Source organism: Microcoleus sp. A006_D1 (genome assembly GCF_036702805.1).
In the GTDB taxonomy this organism is placed as follows: Bacteria; Cyanobacteriota; Cyanobacteriia; order Cyanobacteriales; family Microcoleaceae; genus Microcoleus.
On sequence record NZ_JAUBVZ010000020.1, the window covers coordinates 79982 to 95718 of the forward strand.

At 46.7% G+C, this 15737-nt stretch carries 17 protein-coding genes; 3 read left to right on the forward strand and 14 right to left on the reverse strand.

Annotated elements, in window-relative coordinates; genetic code table 11:
- Window positions 1-108: 108 nt before the first annotated feature.
- A complete protein-coding gene (locus QUB68_RS26100) occupies window positions 109-1125 on the reverse strand; it encodes a sulfate/molybdate ABC transporter ATP-binding protein (protein WP_332997822.1) in 1017 nt (338 codons plus the stop codon).
- A 304-nt stretch (window positions 1126-1429) separates the two neighbouring features.
- Here QUB68_RS26100 and argC point away from each other — a divergent pair, with 304 nt between their 5' ends.
- Window positions 1430-2488, forward strand: coding sequence for an N-acetyl-gamma-glutamyl-phosphate reductase (argC, locus tag QUB68_RS26105; RefSeq protein ID WP_332997823.1), 1059 nt, complete (start codon window positions 1430-1432; stop codon window positions 2486-2488).
- 309 nt (window positions 2489-2797) lie between these two features.
- Here the strand turns inward: argC and eno are convergent, their stop codons facing one another.
- Complete coding sequence (eno, locus tag QUB68_RS26110) at window positions 2798-4078, reverse strand: phosphopyruvate hydratase (RefSeq protein WP_442923130.1); 1281 nt, start codon at window positions 4076-4078, stop codon at window positions 2798-2800.
- A 300-nt stretch (window positions 4079-4378) separates the two neighbouring features.
- Here eno and QUB68_RS26115 point away from each other — a divergent pair, with 300 nt between their 5' ends.
- On the forward strand, window positions 4379-5296 hold the full coding sequence (locus QUB68_RS26115) for a calcium-binding protein (protein ID WP_332997824.1): 918 nt from the start codon (window positions 4379-4381) through the stop codon (window positions 5294-5296).
- 154 nt (window positions 5297-5450) lie between these two features.
- On the opposite strand, the gene QUB68_RS26120 is transcribed toward QUB68_RS26115, so the two are convergent.
- From QUB68_RS26120 to QUB68_RS26130, 3 genes are all read right to left on the reverse strand, one after another.
- On the reverse strand, window positions 5451-6101 hold the full coding sequence (locus QUB68_RS26120) for a Maf family protein (RefSeq protein WP_332997825.1): 651 nt from the start codon (window positions 6099-6101) through the stop codon (window positions 5451-5453).
- A 146-nt stretch (window positions 6102-6247) separates the two neighbouring features.
- The gene (psbP, locus tag QUB68_RS26125) at window positions 6248-6787 is read right to left on the reverse strand and encodes a photosystem II reaction center PsbP (RefSeq protein WP_332997826.1); all 540 of its coding nucleotides are present in this window, start codon (window positions 6785-6787) and stop codon (window positions 6248-6250) included.
- A gap of 143 nt (window positions 6788-6930) precedes the next feature.
- The gene (locus QUB68_RS26130; RefSeq protein WP_332997827.1) at window positions 6931-7143 is read right to left on the reverse strand and encodes a high light inducible protein; all 213 of its coding nucleotides are present in this window, start codon (window positions 7141-7143) and stop codon (window positions 6931-6933) included.
- A 321-nt stretch (window positions 7144-7464) separates the two neighbouring features.
- On the opposite strand from QUB68_RS26130, the gene QUB68_RS26135 reads away from it, so the two are divergent.
- Window positions 7465-8076, forward strand: a complete 612-nt coding sequence (locus tag QUB68_RS26135) for a hypothetical protein (RefSeq protein ID WP_332997828.1) — start codon at window positions 7465-7467, stop codon at window positions 8074-8076.
- Window positions 8077-8231: 155 nt separating this feature from the next.
- Here the strand turns inward: QUB68_RS26135 and larB are convergent, their stop codons facing one another.
- The 9 genes from larB to trmD form a co-directional block, all read right to left on the reverse strand.
- The gene (gene larB / locus QUB68_RS26140) at window positions 8232-9017 is read right to left on the reverse strand and encodes a nickel pincer cofactor biosynthesis protein LarB (protein ID WP_332997829.1); all 786 of its coding nucleotides are present in this window, start codon (window positions 9015-9017) and stop codon (window positions 8232-8234) included.
- Between the two features lie 210 nt (window positions 9018-9227).
- Window positions 9228-11000 (reverse strand): ABC transporter substrate-binding protein, encoded by a 1773-nt coding sequence (locus tag QUB68_RS26145; RefSeq protein WP_332997830.1) that lies wholly within the window; start codon window positions 10998-11000, stop codon window positions 9228-9230.
- A 28-nt stretch (window positions 11001-11028) separates the two neighbouring features.
- Window positions 11029-11601: a PIN domain-containing protein gene (locus QUB68_RS26150; RefSeq protein ID WP_332997831.1), complete on the reverse strand. Its 573-nt coding sequence runs from the start codon at window positions 11599-11601 to the stop codon at window positions 11029-11031.
- Entirely contained in the window at window positions 11579-12127 is a 549-nt protein-coding gene (locus tag QUB68_RS26155; protein ID WP_332997832.1) for a hypothetical protein, read from the reverse strand. Before QUB68_RS26155 ends, QUB68_RS26150 begins: the two co-directional genes overlap by 23 nt.
- A gap of 68 nt (window positions 12128-12195) precedes the next feature.
- Window positions 12196-12675, reverse strand: a complete 480-nt coding sequence (gene ispF / locus QUB68_RS26160; RefSeq protein WP_332997833.1) for a 2-C-methyl-D-erythritol 2,4-cyclodiphosphate synthase — start codon at window positions 12673-12675, stop codon at window positions 12196-12198.
- 229 nt (window positions 12676-12904) lie between these two features.
- Window positions 12905-13081 (reverse strand): hypothetical protein, encoded by a 177-nt coding sequence (locus QUB68_RS26165; protein ID WP_332997834.1) that lies wholly within the window; start codon window positions 13079-13081, stop codon window positions 12905-12907.
- Between the two features lies 1 nt (window position 13082).
- Window positions 13083-13649, reverse strand: coding sequence for a zeta toxin family protein (locus QUB68_RS26170; protein WP_332997835.1), 567 nt, complete (start codon window positions 13647-13649; stop codon window positions 13083-13085).
- A 121-nt stretch (window positions 13650-13770) separates the two neighbouring features.
- Window positions 13771-14982, reverse strand: coding sequence for a DUF1517 domain-containing protein (locus QUB68_RS26175; protein ID WP_332997836.1), 1212 nt, complete (start codon window positions 14980-14982; stop codon window positions 13771-13773).
- A 57-nt stretch (window positions 14983-15039) separates the two neighbouring features.
- Entirely contained in the window at window positions 15040-15714 is a 675-nt protein-coding gene (trmD, locus tag QUB68_RS26180) for a tRNA (guanosine(37)-N1)-methyltransferase TrmD (protein WP_332997837.1), read from the reverse strand.
- Window positions 15715-15737 lie beyond the last annotated feature (23 nt).

Below are 15737 nucleotides of genomic sequence, written 5' to 3' on the forward strand. Positions count from 1 at the left end.
AAGAAGTGGTATCAGAGGGTTTTTAGTGAGGACTTTAGTCCGCATCCATGATTAGGACTAAAGTCCGAACGCTGGAACCCAATTGTGGTTGTTCGAGCGGATATGATATCAGATTGAATAAAAAAGTGGAAACGACTTGGCATCTTTCGGCTTGACGAACACTCTTTGCTGCGGCTGCAACTGCAACTGGTCAAACTTTTCTCTGGTCAAATTAGCGTTTACTACTTGACCGTCGTCTAAGGTTAATTCTACCTGAATTTCCCATCCCAAATGAATCAAGCGACTGATTCTTGCAGGTACTGTTGCATTATTTTCTGTAGTTTCAATTACCACGTCGTGAGGGCGCAAGAAAATCTCTGGGTTGGGTGAGTCAAATCCGTTGTCTTGAAACAGCCTCGAACTGCTGGGTAAGACATTGACAGGGCCGATAAAACTCATGACGAATGCACTCGCTGGATGGTCGTAAATTTCTGCGGGCGTGCCTACTTGTTCGATTTTACCTTTATTCATGACGGTAATTCGATCGGCAACTTCCATCGCTTCTTCTTGATCGTGCGTCACAAAGACTGTGGTAACGTGCACCTCGTCGTGCAGTCTGCGCAACCAAGCGCGCAAATCTTTGCGAACTTTGGCATCGAGAGCTCCAAAAGGTTCGTCTAGCAGCAACACTTTCGGTTCCACAGCTAGGGCTCTGGCGAGGGCCACCCGCTGCCGCTGCCCTCCTGAGAGTTGCGACGGGTATCTATCGCCCAATCCTCCCAGTTGCACTAAATTTAACAATTCTTCTACTCGGGATTTGACTTTCGCGGGCGGTGTTTTCTGAATTTCCATCCCGAAAGCGATGTTTTTTCGCACTGTCATGTGCTTGAATAGCGCGTAGTGCTGGAACACAAACCCAATATTACGGTCTTGGACGCTGGTATTTGTGGCATCTTGGCCTGTGAGCCAGATTTTCCCGGAGTCGGGCATTTCTAAACCTGCAATCAGCCGCAGCAGCGTAGACTTGCCGGAACCAGACGGGCCCAGCAATGCGACTAGGGAACCGGATTCAATTTCTAAGCTGACTCGATCGAGTGCTTGGAAACTGCCAAAATGTTTTGATACGTTTTCTACTGTAATTCCCATAAAAAGTTCGGCAACGGATGAGTATAACGAATTTAACGGATTTAACGGAGGTCAGACGCCACAACCAAGAGCAAAAATGTTAATCTCCGGTTTCTGGATAGGTTAAGGTAAGTTTTTTATAGCACGATCGCACATCCGTTGCTTAATTTTAGGGTTTTGGCGATCGCTCAAACGAAAAATTCCCAACAATGCACCTCCATCACAAAACAACACAATTCTTTATCACCAAAGTTAGCGTTTGGTACTACAATGCAGCAAAAGTTCAAGCGTTTTTGACTTCAAAGGCTGAGGGGATATAAGGAAAATGGGAAATGTTGGACGTGTGCCTGTAGGAATTATCGGCGCTTCAGGGTACGGCGGCGTGCAACTGGTGCGACTGCTGGCGGATCACCCAGCGGCGGAAGTAGTGTATTTGGGCGGGGATAGCAGTGCGGGAAAACCTTTTTCCAGTCTTTATCCACATCTGACTAACTGCATTAACTTGACTGTCGAGGCGATCGACCTAGATAAAATAGCGGCAAAATGTGAAGTTGTGTTTCTGTCGCTACCCAACGGTTTAGCTTGCCAAATGGCACCGAGGCTGATCGAAAAAGGCTGCAAAGTCTTGGATTTGTCGGCTGACTACAGATTTGAAAATCTGGACACTTACAAAGCTTGGTACGGCGGCGAGCGATCGGACTCTGAAGCGGCTGCAACCGCTGTTTACGGTTTGCCAGAATTGTATCGCGATCGCATTAAAGATGCTCAATTAGTAGGCTGTGCCGGTTGCTACGTCACTGCTAGTTTATTAGCCCTAGCGCCCTTGCTAAAACAAGGTCTCATCGTGCCAGAAACAGCAATTATCGACGCCAAATCAGGAACTTCGGGAGGGGGCCGCAAAGCCGAAGTTAATCTATTGTTGGCAGAAGCCGACAATTCCATAGGTGCTTACGGGGTTGGCCGCCACCGCCACACCCCAGAAATTGAGCAAGTTTGCAGCCATTTGGCCGGACAAGATATCAAAGTCCAATTTACTCCTCACCTGATGCCGATGGTGCGCGGAATTCTGGCTACTGTTTATGCAAATTTGCGCGATCCGGGATTAGTTCGGGAAGATTTAATCACCATTTTCACCGCTTTTTACCGCAATTCTCCTTTGGTAAAAGTTTTGCCGGCTGGGGTTTATCCGCAAACCAAATGGGCTTGCGGCACAAATCTTTGTTATATCGGCGTGGAAGTCGATCCGCGCACTGACAGGGTAATTGTCATGTCGGCGATCGACAATTTAATTAAGGGCCAAGCCGGTCAAGGCATCCAGTGCATGAACTTGATGATGGGTTGGGAAGAAACTTTGGGTTTGCCTCAATTGGCTTTCTATCCTTAATTGGGCATAGGGCATAGGGCATTGGGCATTGGGCATAGGGCATGGGGCATGGGGCATGGGGCATTGGGCATGGGGCATTGGGCATTGGGATTAGTGTCAACAATCACCTAAAACCATTAAATCTCGTTTGTAGCCCAGGCCAGATCACCCTAAATCCCCCTTAAGAAGGGGGACTTTGAATGCTTCTTGTCCCCCCCTTCTTAAGGGGGGCTAGGGGGGATCTGGCCTCGGTGGTAAACAGCAGTCTGTGACTAAGTTTGACCTTAAGTTGACACCAATGGATAATGGGGAATTACCGATTATCGATCGCTATTTCGGCCCGTAACCGATCGATCCTGCATAAATTGCCCGATCGCCCAATTCCTCCTCAATCCGCAACAAACGGTTGTATTTGGCAACCCGTTCGCTGCGACATAGAGAACCAGTCTTGATTTGACCGGCGCGAGTCGCTACAGCCAAATCAGCAATTGTGGTATCCTCAGTTTCACCAGAACGGTGGCTGATCACCGATCGATAGCTGTTCCGCTTCGCCAGGTCGATCGTATCCAAAGTCTCCGTCAAAGAACCAATTTGATTCAGCTTAATCAAAATCGAATTGCTAGCTTTCAAATCAATGCCTTTTTGCAAGCGCGTGCGGTTTGTTACAAACAAATCGTCACCCACCAACTGAACTTTGCTGCCCATTTTCTGAGTCAGCGCCACCCAACTATCCCAATCGTCTTCGTGCAAACCATCTTCAATAGAAACGATCGGATATTGCCCAACCAAACCATCCAAATAATCGATTAATTCTGTCGGGGAATGAGCCACACCGTCGTAAGTGTACTGCCCATCTTTGTAAAACTCGCTAGCAGCAACATCCAAAGCCAAAGCAATTTCTTCACCTGGTTTGTAACCAGCTTTTTCAATTGCCATCATCAACAAATCCAAAGCTTCCTGATTGGAACCCAAATTAGGAGCAAAACCACCTTCATCGCCAACACCAGTCAGCAAATTTTTGTCTTTCAAGACTTTTGCCAGACTCGCAAATACTTCTGCACCCCAGCGCAAAGCTTCCTTAAAAGAAGGCGCTCCCACAGGTACAATCATAAACTCTTGAATGTCTACGTTGTTGTCCGCGTGGGAACCGCCGTTGATCACGTTCATCAGAGGCACGGGTAAAACGTTCGCTAGAGGCCCGCCCAAGTAGCGGTAAAGGGGGATTCCTAAAGTGTCGGCGGCTGCCTTTGCTGTGGCTAGGGAGACTCCGAGAATGGCATTTGCGCCGAGGTTGGATTTGTTGGGGGAACCGTCCAAGTCAATCATGGTTTGATCGATTAATCCTTGGTCGATCGCATCCATATCAACCAAAGCGGGGGCAATTTTGTGCTCGACGTTAGCAACGGCTTTCAGCACGCCTTTGCCACCGTAGCGTTTTTTGTCATCATCCCGGAGTTCGTGGGCTTCAAAGGAGCCTGTAGACGCGCCGCTGGGGACTTGTGCGAGCCCGACAACACCGTTGGCTAGGTGAACTTCAGCTTCGATGGTGGGGCGGCCGCGGGAGTCCAGGATTTCTCTGGCTTTGATAAATTCGATCGCAGTGTCTTGCATATTAACGATTCCTGACTTAACTCAAGGTTTGATGACAATTAGCATTCAGTAGGTTTTCGGTAACTAACTGCTAACGGGTAATAGATTACGCGATCCCGATAATTATTGCTGAAGAGTTCAAAATATTTGCGGATTTGGGCAATGCCTTGGTGTCAATAAGCTATGCTTGCTGCATGACAAATGGGGCAATTTTTACAGTAACTTGATTGTTATAACCGTAGATTCACGCAGATTTCTTAATTGGAACCTTTGTTAAAATCCGAATGTCAACAAAATTAATCAAAACAGGGGAAACCTAAAATGTTAGAAACAAATCTTGGAGAAATTAAAGCCTTAGCTATCGACTCCGATCCAATTATTCCCGATCCCCCAAACATCAGATTGCTCACAGGGCCATTGCCAAATCCCAGCGACCCCAACTTTTTTGACCTTACTCCCAATAACGATATCGTTCAATTAGCCAACGGAATTCTGCGCGACACTCCTGGAGGTTTGCGGGCCTTAGCCGGCAACGATTTTGTCCGAGGTTCAGGTGCAGCCGAACTGATGAACGGAAACGGTGGCACAGATACTTTAATCGGAGGTTGCGGCAACGATACTATTCGCGGCGGTCAAGATTTTGACATACTTTACGGAGAATGTGGCAACGACATTCTCAGCGGGAATCAAGGCGATGACTACGCCTATGGAGGCACGGGAAATGACTTTGTGCGAGGCGGTCAAGGCAGCGATAATTTAGTAGGAGACAGTGGCAACGATACTCTAATCGGTGATGCTGGAATTGACAGACTTTGGGGAGGAGAAGGTGCAGATTTGTTTGTTCTCCGCAGAGAAGCGGGAGCAAGTTCGGCGGCAATTGGTTCGGATCAGCCGCGTCCTGTTGGTACTTTTCCTATTAAGGTAGATGAAGTGCCTGCCGATTTTATTCTCGACTACAATGCAGCACAAGGAGATACCATCGGATTGGCCGGAGGATTGACGCGAAACGATCTTGTTTTAACCGAAAAGTTTTTAACAATTGGCGATGCCAGAGATTACGACAGCAATGGCCCTGTTCCTCCGGGACAGCCGCGAACTGCTGATTTTAGATTCCTGGATACTAAGGCGACGATAATTCGAGAAGCTAGTACCGGCAATATTTTGGGTTTGGTGAAAGATGTGTCGCCTGCTCAACTTCAGTTTACTTCTGTTGTGGATAGTGCGATCGCCCTAGGTTAACTCAAATCGGTACACATTGCTGCTAATTTGGATAACACGGACGGGCGGGACATCCCACAACAGCAAGGCTCTCAATCCTCGTTCCCAGGCTCTGCCTGGGAAGGCCTATCAGCGAGGCTCTGCCTCCCGATTCCTGACATGAATTCTACAAACATTAAGATTGCCAAAAATCCGCAACATCATATCCCATTTCGCCCAGCATTTGCCGCAGCAGAGGCAAACTCAACCCGATTACATTTGTGTGACAGCCCTCGATTTTTTCCACAAAAAAGCCACCTTTACCCTCCAGTGCAAAACAGCCAGCACAGGCGAGGGGTTCTCCCGTAGCGACGTAGGCCGCAATTTGGCGGAAGCTCACTTCGGCAAAATGAACTTTCGTCACTTGACAGCGAATGAGCGATCGATCTATTGCCTCATCAAAGTTATCGAATCTAGTATCAATTAAAGCATGACCCGTATAAAGTTCGCCAACTTTACCGCGCATTTTCTGCCAGCGCGAGATTGCTTCTTCCGCATCCTTCGGCTTACCGTGAATTTCCCCATCTATGACCAAAATTGAATCACATCCCAACACCAAACACGATTTGGGATTGGGAATTTGCGGGTGAGAATTAGCCCGCAAAAAACTAGCTACAGCGTCAGCTTTTCCCTCTGCTAAAACTTGCACTAATTTAGTAGCATCCCTCATTTTTATTTGCCCTTCATCAAAGTCGCTGGGGCAAATCACAGCTTGAATGCCGGCACTTTTTAGCAGGCTGCGGCGCGCCGGGGAAGCTGAGGCTAATACAAAAGTTGGAATTTTCATATGTTAAGAAGTCATTAGTCATTAGTCATTAGTCATTGGTCATTAGTCATTAGTCATTTGTTGGCTTTAATAACCAATGTACCATCCATAATGCTTTTTGGCCCAGTATCCCATAACTAATAACTAATAACCAATAACTTTTCAACCTAATAAACAGAGAAAGATTTGACGACTTTCTCAAAAGCTTCTTTTACCTTCGGCCAGCGTTCTTCGGTAGTGGAAATGTTAAGCGTAAAAAGTTTGCCACGGCTGATTGCTACGCTGGCTAAGTTGTGCCGTTGTTGATTTGGGAGTTTGACAGCATATTCTAACAGGTAATAGTTTTTCGATCGCGATTCCCGAGCTTCTGCATTGAGTAATTCAGCTTCGCGGCCGGAATCCGTCGGGGCGAGCGCATTTTTGCTAAGCTTGTATCCGACATCCGTGGGCGTCCCCAAATCAGCCAGAGTTTTGTTCCCCGCGACTGGACTGATGACCACGCTGACGTTTTCGGTTTGCTGAATCAAATCGCGAAACACGATATCGGGCCCATTAGCAACTGCGATCGGCAGCCAGCCATTAGGATAGAGAAATTGATAGCCATCGCCAGTATCAACATAGCTTTTGAGTCCGACGACTTTAGACACACAACCAGTCAAGCTGAGGCTTAGAACCACCAGAAGTATTGCCGCAATTCGTTTGAGCATTATTTTTACGGGTAGGGTAAAACTAAAATATTTAATTTTAATTATCTCACCAAACCTTGCCCCTAAAAATAGTTAAGCTATGGATCGCGGTTTGTATATCGCCCGCGTGCCATAGCCGTACAGTTTAATTTTCAACAAAATCGTTACAGGTGAGTTAGCCAGGTAATCAGTCCGTGCTTGGTGGAAACTTCTAAAGCCAAGAGAGAAACAAAACCTATCATGGCAAGGCGACCGTTCAAGCGTTCTGCGTAGGGGGTGAAGCCGGTGCGGGGTTCGTCATCTATATATACTTTGGGTTCGATCGCAAAATTGTTCATTTTGCCGTCGTTGTCGAGCTGTAAGCCTCTGTCAGCCATGTCAGTCTCCTAAGTTGTTTTTGTGTACTGTAAATAAATGTAACATACTTATGAAGATATGTAAAGGATTGTATGATTTTTTTTGAAAGCCGGCGATCCGACACCAGTTTCCACAAAAAATGCAGCCCTGGGCAAGCTTCAAACCCATATACAATAAGTAATTCCCCATCAAAAATCTAAAATAGTATGACTGCCGGTAGTAGACTCTGTGCCCCGGAGGGGGGAGGATAGAGTGGAGAGGCGCAAAAGACGATCGATGATCGCGCGAGGCAAATCCAGTCGGGGTTTGATGAAAATAGTGGAAGAACGGAGGAAAAATTTATGCGGGCCAGTCTGGAAATGCGGTGGTTTTATAGCGGTGCGCTGCCAAAATCGATCGGGCAATGGTTTGGCAGCGAGAGTCTCGGCGGGTATCTGTCCCCGCCAGAAGAGCGAGAAGACTTATACTTGCTGATACCGGGCTGCGACTACTTGGGAGTCAAGCTGCGCGGGAAAAATTTACAGGTAAAGTGGCGGCAAGCAGAATTGGGGGCGATGCAGTTTGGCAACCGCTGGGAAGGCAAAGCCGAGAAATGGCTGAAATGGATTTGTGCCGACACGATAGCGCCGCTACCAGCGGATATCATCGCGACTGGAAAGTGGGTGAAGGTGAAGAAAAAGCGAGCCCAGCGTCTTTACCAAGTTTCTGCCCCTGGTGTGCTAATGTCTGTGCCTGTGGAAGCACCAATTCCCCAAGGCTGCATTGTGGAAATTACTCAGTTAAATGTTAACGGCAATCCTTCGTGGACTTTGGGATTTGAAGCCTTTGGCAGCGAAAGTTTTTTGACCGAAAGTCTGCAAACAGTAGCTAATTGGACTAGCAAGAGTTATCAGGCGCAAAAGTTGAAAGCTGAGGATTCTTCTGGTTATCCGATTTGGCTGGCGGGCGATTAATATCAATCCGTTTGAATAATACCGCCTGTATTCTTTAAGTTCCCATCTGTTGGGACAAAAAATAAGACGGCGGTTGAAACCGCGTCTACACAAACTTTCATCCACTCCAAGCGGTGTAAAGAAAATAACGCAATTTTAACCGCCCGGTCTTTCTTCTATTCGCCCTCTCCCATTCTCCCCACTCTGCCAGCACTTCTCAAGATTTGGCAAGCTAAAATCGCCGCCCCAAATCCGTTATCAATATTGACAACACCAACACCAGCCGCACAAGAATTAAGCATAGTTAAAAGAGGAGCAATCCCGCCAAAACTTGCGCCGTAACCAACACTTGTCGGCACCGCAATCACCGGACAATCTGCCAAACCTGCAACCACACTCGGCAAAGCACCTTCCATACCAGCAACCGTAATCAACACATCAGCATCATCAATCACGTGCCGATTATTCAACAAGCGGTGAATTCCAGCAACTCCCACGTCCCACAAACGCCGCACCTGAAAACCGCAAAGTTCCGCCGTAACTGCCGCTTCTTCCGCCACAGGCAAATCCGCCGTTCCCGCACTGATGATAGTCACAGTACCCGGATGCTGCCAAGTTGGGGAATTAGCAGAAATTGCACAAATTCGAGCTTTTTGGTAGTAGCACAAATCGGGTATTTTTTGCTGCAATTTCTCGAAAACTTCCGGTTCAATTCGCGTCGCCATCACCACAGGATTTCGCCCGCGCATCGCCTCGATAATTTCCACAATTTGGTCTGGTGTTTTCCCTGGGCCCAAGATGACTTCAGGAAAACCGGTTCTTAACGTGCGGTGGTGGTCAATTTTGGCAAAATCACCGACTTGTTGAAAGTCAAAATGCTTTAATTTGTCCAAAGCTACGGCGGGGCTAACATCGCCAGACGCAACAGATTCGAGTAACTTCTGTAAAATTTCAGGTTCCATGAATTAATTCACTAATGACCAATGACAGTTGACAGTTGACAGTTGACAGTTGACAGTTGACAGTTGACAGTTGACAGTTGACAGCTTGCGAAAGAGAAGGGTTGACTAATGACCAATGACGAATAACTAATGACCAATGACCAATGACCAATTACCAATTACCAATGACTACTGACTACTGACTAATGACAACTGACTACTAACAACTGACTATTCGGCAATTTTCAGCTCGTACAAATTCCAGAAAGCACCGCCGATCGCACTATAGCGAATTCCGGATACGCGATCGCGCACAGCCTCAAAAGTCAGCGGATTCACCATGTAAATAAAAGGCACTTGTTCCGCTATGATCCGCTGCGTATCCCCATAAAGCTCCTTGCGCTTCGCCTCGTCAAGCTCCTGGGAAGCCTTCACATAAAGGTCATCAATTTTCTGCTCCCAGTCGTACACTTCCCAACCCTTAATCGGCGGTTCTCCCGCTGATGCGCCCTGGTTAAAACTGTGCAAAGTCCCCTTGACCGACCAAATATTGTAGCCGCTGTGCGGTTCCAGACCTCCCGTAAAACCGCCGAGGTAAGTATCCCAATTTTTACTCAAACGCAGCTTTTCCACATAAGTGTTAAAACTCAAAAACTGCGTATCAATTTGCATCCCCAATTTGCCCAAATCTTGTTTAATTTGCGTTCCCATTTGCTCCCGTACTTTTTTGCCAGCAGCCATCAACAAAGTAAATCGGACTTTGTTGCCCTCAGCATCCAATAATTCGCCGTTACTATTATACTTAAAACCGGCACTCAGCAGCAACTCTTTCGACTTTTGCGGGTCGTAACTGTAAGTTTTCAATCCCTGTTCTGGAGACAAGTAGAACGGACTTTGCGCCGGAATAGGGGAATGCAGTGGCGCCCCAAGTCCGCGATAGATATTGTTAGTCATCGCGTCGCGGTTGATGCCATAGGCGATCGCCTGACGAAATTCCTTAGCCGCGAACCAGCGAGACTTAACCGCATCTACAAACGGCTGATTTTGAGCATTGCGCCCCTTATTCAGATTGAAACACATAAACACGCTGCCAGTGTCCGGGCCGCCGTTAAACACCGTATATTTGCCACGTTTATCCTCCCGTTTCAGCAGCGGAAACACCTCCGGCTGCACGTCCAGAGTATCCAAATCGCCCGATCGAAAATTCAGCAATTGAGTATCAGTATTTTCGATAATTTGCCAAACAATTTGCTGGATGAAAGGCTGACTATTTCCCTCAGCATCTTTGCGCCAAAAATAGGGATTTCTTTCCAAAACCACGCGCTGATTGGGAGTATAACTCAGCATTCGGTATTGGCCGTTACCGACAATTTTTTGGGGGTCAGTATCCGTGCCCCAAGCAGACAGGTATTTAGGCTTGCCGTCAGCCTCTGTATTGGTGACATATTCCTGCAAGATATGAGCTGGTAAAATTGGTATTCCCCCAGCAAATCTAACAAAAGGAGCAAAAGGTTCTGCCACTGAAAATTCAACGCGGCGGCTGTCAATTTTTTTGAGTTTGGGCAATTGACGGCTTATACCAACCCTCAGAGTATCTTTCAATCCGCTAGGAATTTTATCATTGAAATAAATCTTTTCATAGCTGAAGATAATGTCATCAGTTGTCATCGGCTCGCCATCAGACCATTTCAAACCTTCTCGCAGGTTGAAGACAATCTTTTTGCCATCCTTAGAAACTTCCCAGGACTCTGCTAAACCAGGTTCTAGCTTCGATGTCAAGCCGTTTTCGTTGAGCAATCCCTCGTACATATAGCCAAAAACGCTGTATGCAGATTGATTTAGCGGATAGTTGAAGGTAGACGGGCCGCTGGGGGTGGGAACGATGAGTCTGTTGGTTAATTGCGATCGCACCGGAGTACAAGCAGACAGACTGACGGCTGCAATTACAGCCAGCAAAACAGCCAGCCAGCGGCGCTTTGAATGTAAAATAGGGAAATTTTTCATAAGAATTTAGTTTACCACCTGCGTGCAATTATGACTGAGATTGTAGCCAACCGAGAAAGTCTTCAGTGCGCGAAAAATACTTGGTTATCCCGACTTCCTGCAAAGCATCTCGAACTTTCGACAGACCAAATTCTTTGACGTTACCGCTGAGAAATACTTTGCTTTCTGTAGAATGCGATCGGGCATGACTGAGGATACAGTGTAGAATCAAATTGTCTGTTGGGTCTTTTTCGATCAAAGTTTCGTTTAAGCTTGCTTCGATAATCTCTGGATTTAATGCAATCATTTCTGCATTTCGCGACATCAGACTTATCGCTTCCCGCAAGCGAAATTTAATTTCATCTATTCGATAGCGATAGTAAACTAATGACTCTTCTAAGTGAAAATATAGAGATGTGGCGTATTCAGATGTCACATCTCGCTTTGTTTCGCTAACTTGACGACTTAGCTGTTCCTTAAAAGAGTTTTGTCGCTTCAACTCATCCTCTAAAGCTGACAAAGCCGACCTGTAACAAATGCTGGGTATTACCAACTGAACTGATGAGGACAAATCTCTGAGCAACATAATTGCTTCAGCCTCACGCCCTGTAGTAATACTCATCAGAAAGTTGGTCTCGATATATACGATTGCCACCTAATTCCACTCCTGATTTTGTTGTTCCACCTGCGAGTAATGGCAGCAAACCGATGGCTGCTATCTGCTCCGATGCTGGCGGTATTTCTGATTTCCAGTTATAATCTAAGTCATGCAGCCACGATTCAATCAGCCCCTCAATGGTACTTTCAAAGAGCCATTTACTGCCAAAACTCGGCAGATAATAGCGACATATTTCACCAGTATTGAGAGTGCAAACAGGCTCCGATAGATTCACGCCATCCCATTTGAAAATCAAAATTTGTTCCGCGTCAATAAACATAGCATAGGGGATAATCGCGTTTCTTTCAGACACCTTAGCTAACACAGCTTTCAGCCAGTCGATCGCGCGATCGACAATTTTCTGTTTGGTGGCTGGTTCTTGAGTTTGAATAATTTTAACCTCGATTAGCACGACTATGCGATCGTCCTTATCCAACGCGATCACATCCGCGTCTACAGGAAATTGTAACTCCCAGTTGTCAGTGTCCATGATTTCAGGCTTCCTAGCGATTTTGGATTAAACAATTGACTCCACAGTCAATTTTAGATTATAGAGTTCTATTTTCGGCCCAGCAAAACTACAGCATAGGCTGCGATTCCTTCTTCTCTTCCCACGGGGCCTAACTTTTCGTTGGTAGTAGCTTTGATGCCAATTTGGTCGGGTTTTAATTGTAAAACACCAGAAAGCCGATCGCGCATTTGCTCAATATGCGGTTTCAGCTTCGGACGTTCAGCCACCACCACCGAATCAATATTGCCAATTTCCCATCCTTTATCTAATATTAACTGATTGACTTGTGCCAGCAGCACTAGACTGTCTGCACCTTTCCATTTCGGGTCAGTTGGCGGGAAATACAGACCGATATCTCCCAAGCTGAGAGCTCCCAGCATCGCGTCCATGATCGCGTGGGTGAGCGCGTCTGCGTCGCTGTGTCCTAATAAGCCTAATTCGTGGGGAATGTGTACGCCACCGAGGATCAGGGGGCGTTCTGGAACTAAGCAGTGAATGTCGTAGCCATTACCGATACGGATGTTCATTTCATTCAGTTGACAGTTGACAGTTGACAGTTGACTGCTTGAGGGCGACCTCTACCTAGAAGGAAGAGGATTGGAGTAATGAATAGTCTGATTTTAATTTCTCCCCGATCAGGGAGAGGCTTTAAACCAATTCTTTCTGGTGAAGTTTAGGTGGCGAAAAAGCAGACAGTAGAGTATTATGTCACAGTCTGGGTGGAGATGATTTAATTTGTTGGGCAATTGACCTTTTTTACTTTTGGGTCATTGGAGGAATGCGATCGGCTGTTAAAATTACAACGTTCCCATCTTGCCAAACAGCAATAGATTCACCTAATTTGCGGTGTCTTTCAATAGCTGCTGCAACGGCAGCTTTCACTCCCGCATCAATCTTTGTAGATAAAAGCTGTCTGGGTTTTGATTCGTTCATTCTATCTTTGAGTTATTTGATTCCAGATTGCAATATTATAGACGATCTGTTCTTGCTCGATACTTTCTTCTGTCACTAACTCGGGAGTTTCGTTAGAGTTATTATAGATAATCCAATTGTCGCACAAAGGCAAATACAGAGCGAGCAAGTTTCGCATTCCTCTGTCATAGCGGCGGCGGATGACATCTTCTGGGATAGAATGGCCGCCGCTAGCTACCCGTCTGGCTACTCTTGCTATGGCTAGTTCGGGCGATCGCAACCAAAAGTAAATTAAGTTAATTGTATAATCTTTGGTTTTACAACTTCTGAGGAAAGCAGCAAAGCTGCGGGCCGCCAGAGTAGTCTCAAAAGCAAAATCAGTTCCAGAATTAGACAGAGTTTGCAGTCTTTCTAGCATAATGCGTCCGGCAGAAATGGCTACGGACTCTTGATTGAATGGTGAAAGTGCAGCCGCGATCGCATCAGCATTGACATATTCAAAACAGTCCAGAAAGTTAGGTAATAAACTCATTGAGGCCGTGGTTTTCCCGGAACCATTAGCGCCACCAATTATGTAAAGATTTGGCATAAATTGAATTATCCATACTTTCTGGAAATCATCTCAACATTAAAACCATCTGCGTTTATCCGTGTTGATCTGCCTTTCATCTGCGGTTAGCCTATTAATTAAAAATTAATGCAATGCAAGTCTAACCAATCCGAATCAAATCCGCATAGGAACCCAACAAATCATCGCCACTCAAACTATCAGTTTGCTGCTGCGGACTCCAAATCACCTCTAAAATCAGCAAATTATCAGCAGGAGTCGCAGCCGATCGCTCTAACACCGCTTTCAACTTCCCAACATCGCGAATCTCTCCAAACAGCGGTCTGGTGTCCTCTGTCCCAATCAAAAATGTGACTGCAATATACTCTCCAGGATCGCGATCGCCAGCACTGACAGACTGCTGGCGGCGGATATCGCCGTTAACCATACTCAGAGTTTCCCGACTTAACTTGCTGCGTTCGTGAATCGAGATTTGGTCGAAGATTTGGGTCGCTTCTGCCAAATCTGAAAATATCTGGGAAGTCGCGCAAACGTGAGTCCAGCTTTCGCGATTTCGCAAAACAATCAAAACAGATTCTTGCAAAAATTTGGCTCGATCCTCCGCGCTTTCTAAGTCTGAATTTAGCGTCAATTCATTGAGCTGACTTGGAACATTGCCAGCGGTGGCCAACATGGCAACTTGCAACTTGCTGACTGCAAAATTCGGTTTTTTTGAGGCATCCCCAGCCTTGTTTCGGTAATAGTAAATACAGTAAGCTATTAAGGCGACAGTCCCTGCCGAAACAAACAACCAAAATACAAACAATTTCCAAGCTTCAGAAGATTCCTCACTCGCAGCACTATCCGAGTTATTTTCAGTTGTAACAGGTGCTGGATTGACGGCTGGTTGTGGCTGAGAATTAGTATTTGGCTGACTGTTACCGGAATTGTAAGGAACTACATAACTCGGCCCTGAATTATAAGTGCGCTCTATAATTACAGTTCTGTTATTTCCAGATTGTTGGGGAATCGGAGCGTTCGGTGCGGCGACAGGTGCGGGTGAAGCCGGCTTTTCAAAAGAGCCGCTGCGAACTCTTCCCCCAGTGTTTCCGCTGTTGCTGGGGTGGCTGGAACTGGAACTAGAAGAACTATCGGATGGGCTGCGACTAGAACTAGAAGAACTAGAGCGGCTGGAACTAGAACTGGAACTAGAAGAACTCGATCGCCCGCCGCCACTTCCGCCACTGCTTCTGGCCAAAGCTTCCCGGTTAATATTTAACCATTTGCCGCCGCTGCCACCAGTTAAATTTACGGTAACTTCACCAGCGAGCAAAAAGGCGATCGCCGTACAGCACAAAAGTTGATTTTTTAACATAAGTTTCTCTGCGAAAAATAGGATGCTCAACCAAGACAGTTAACAGCCAACAGCGAACTAATCCGCTAGCAAATCCGGGCGGCGCGATCGAGTTCTTTCAATTTGCTGTTGCTTGCGCCAGCGAGCAATTTCTGCGTGATTACCAGACAGCAACACGTCGGGAACCTTCAATCCCCGAAAATCCGCTGGCCTAGTGTACTGCGGATAATCCAAAAGTCCGTCCTCAAAACTCTCAAACTTCAGCGAATCTTCCTTCGCCACAGTTCCGCGCAGCAATCGCAAAACCCCATTAATCAAAGCCAAAGCCGGAATTTCGCCCCCCGTGAGCACAAAATCCCCCAACGACACCTCGCGAGTGACTAAGTGCAGCACCCGATCGTCCACACCCTCATAATGACCACAAATCAACACCAACTGATCGCGTTCCGTCGCGAACTCCCGAAACATCGGCTGCTGCATCGGTTCCCCCTGGGGAGTAAGCAAAATCACCTCCCGCCGCGGCAAAATCGGTAGCGACTCCACCGCAGCAAAAATCGGTTCCGGCTTCATCAGCATCCCCACTCCGCCCCCGTAAGGCTCGTCATCTACTCGCTGGTGCTTGTCTGTGGTAAAATGGCGGGGATTGACAAAATTCACCTCAGCAATATTTTTAGCTAAGGCTTTGCCCATCAGTCCCGATGCTAGGGGAGCCAGGAAAAATTCTGGAAATAGCGTCACAACGTCAAATCGCACAATAATTGAAACTTATTGATACA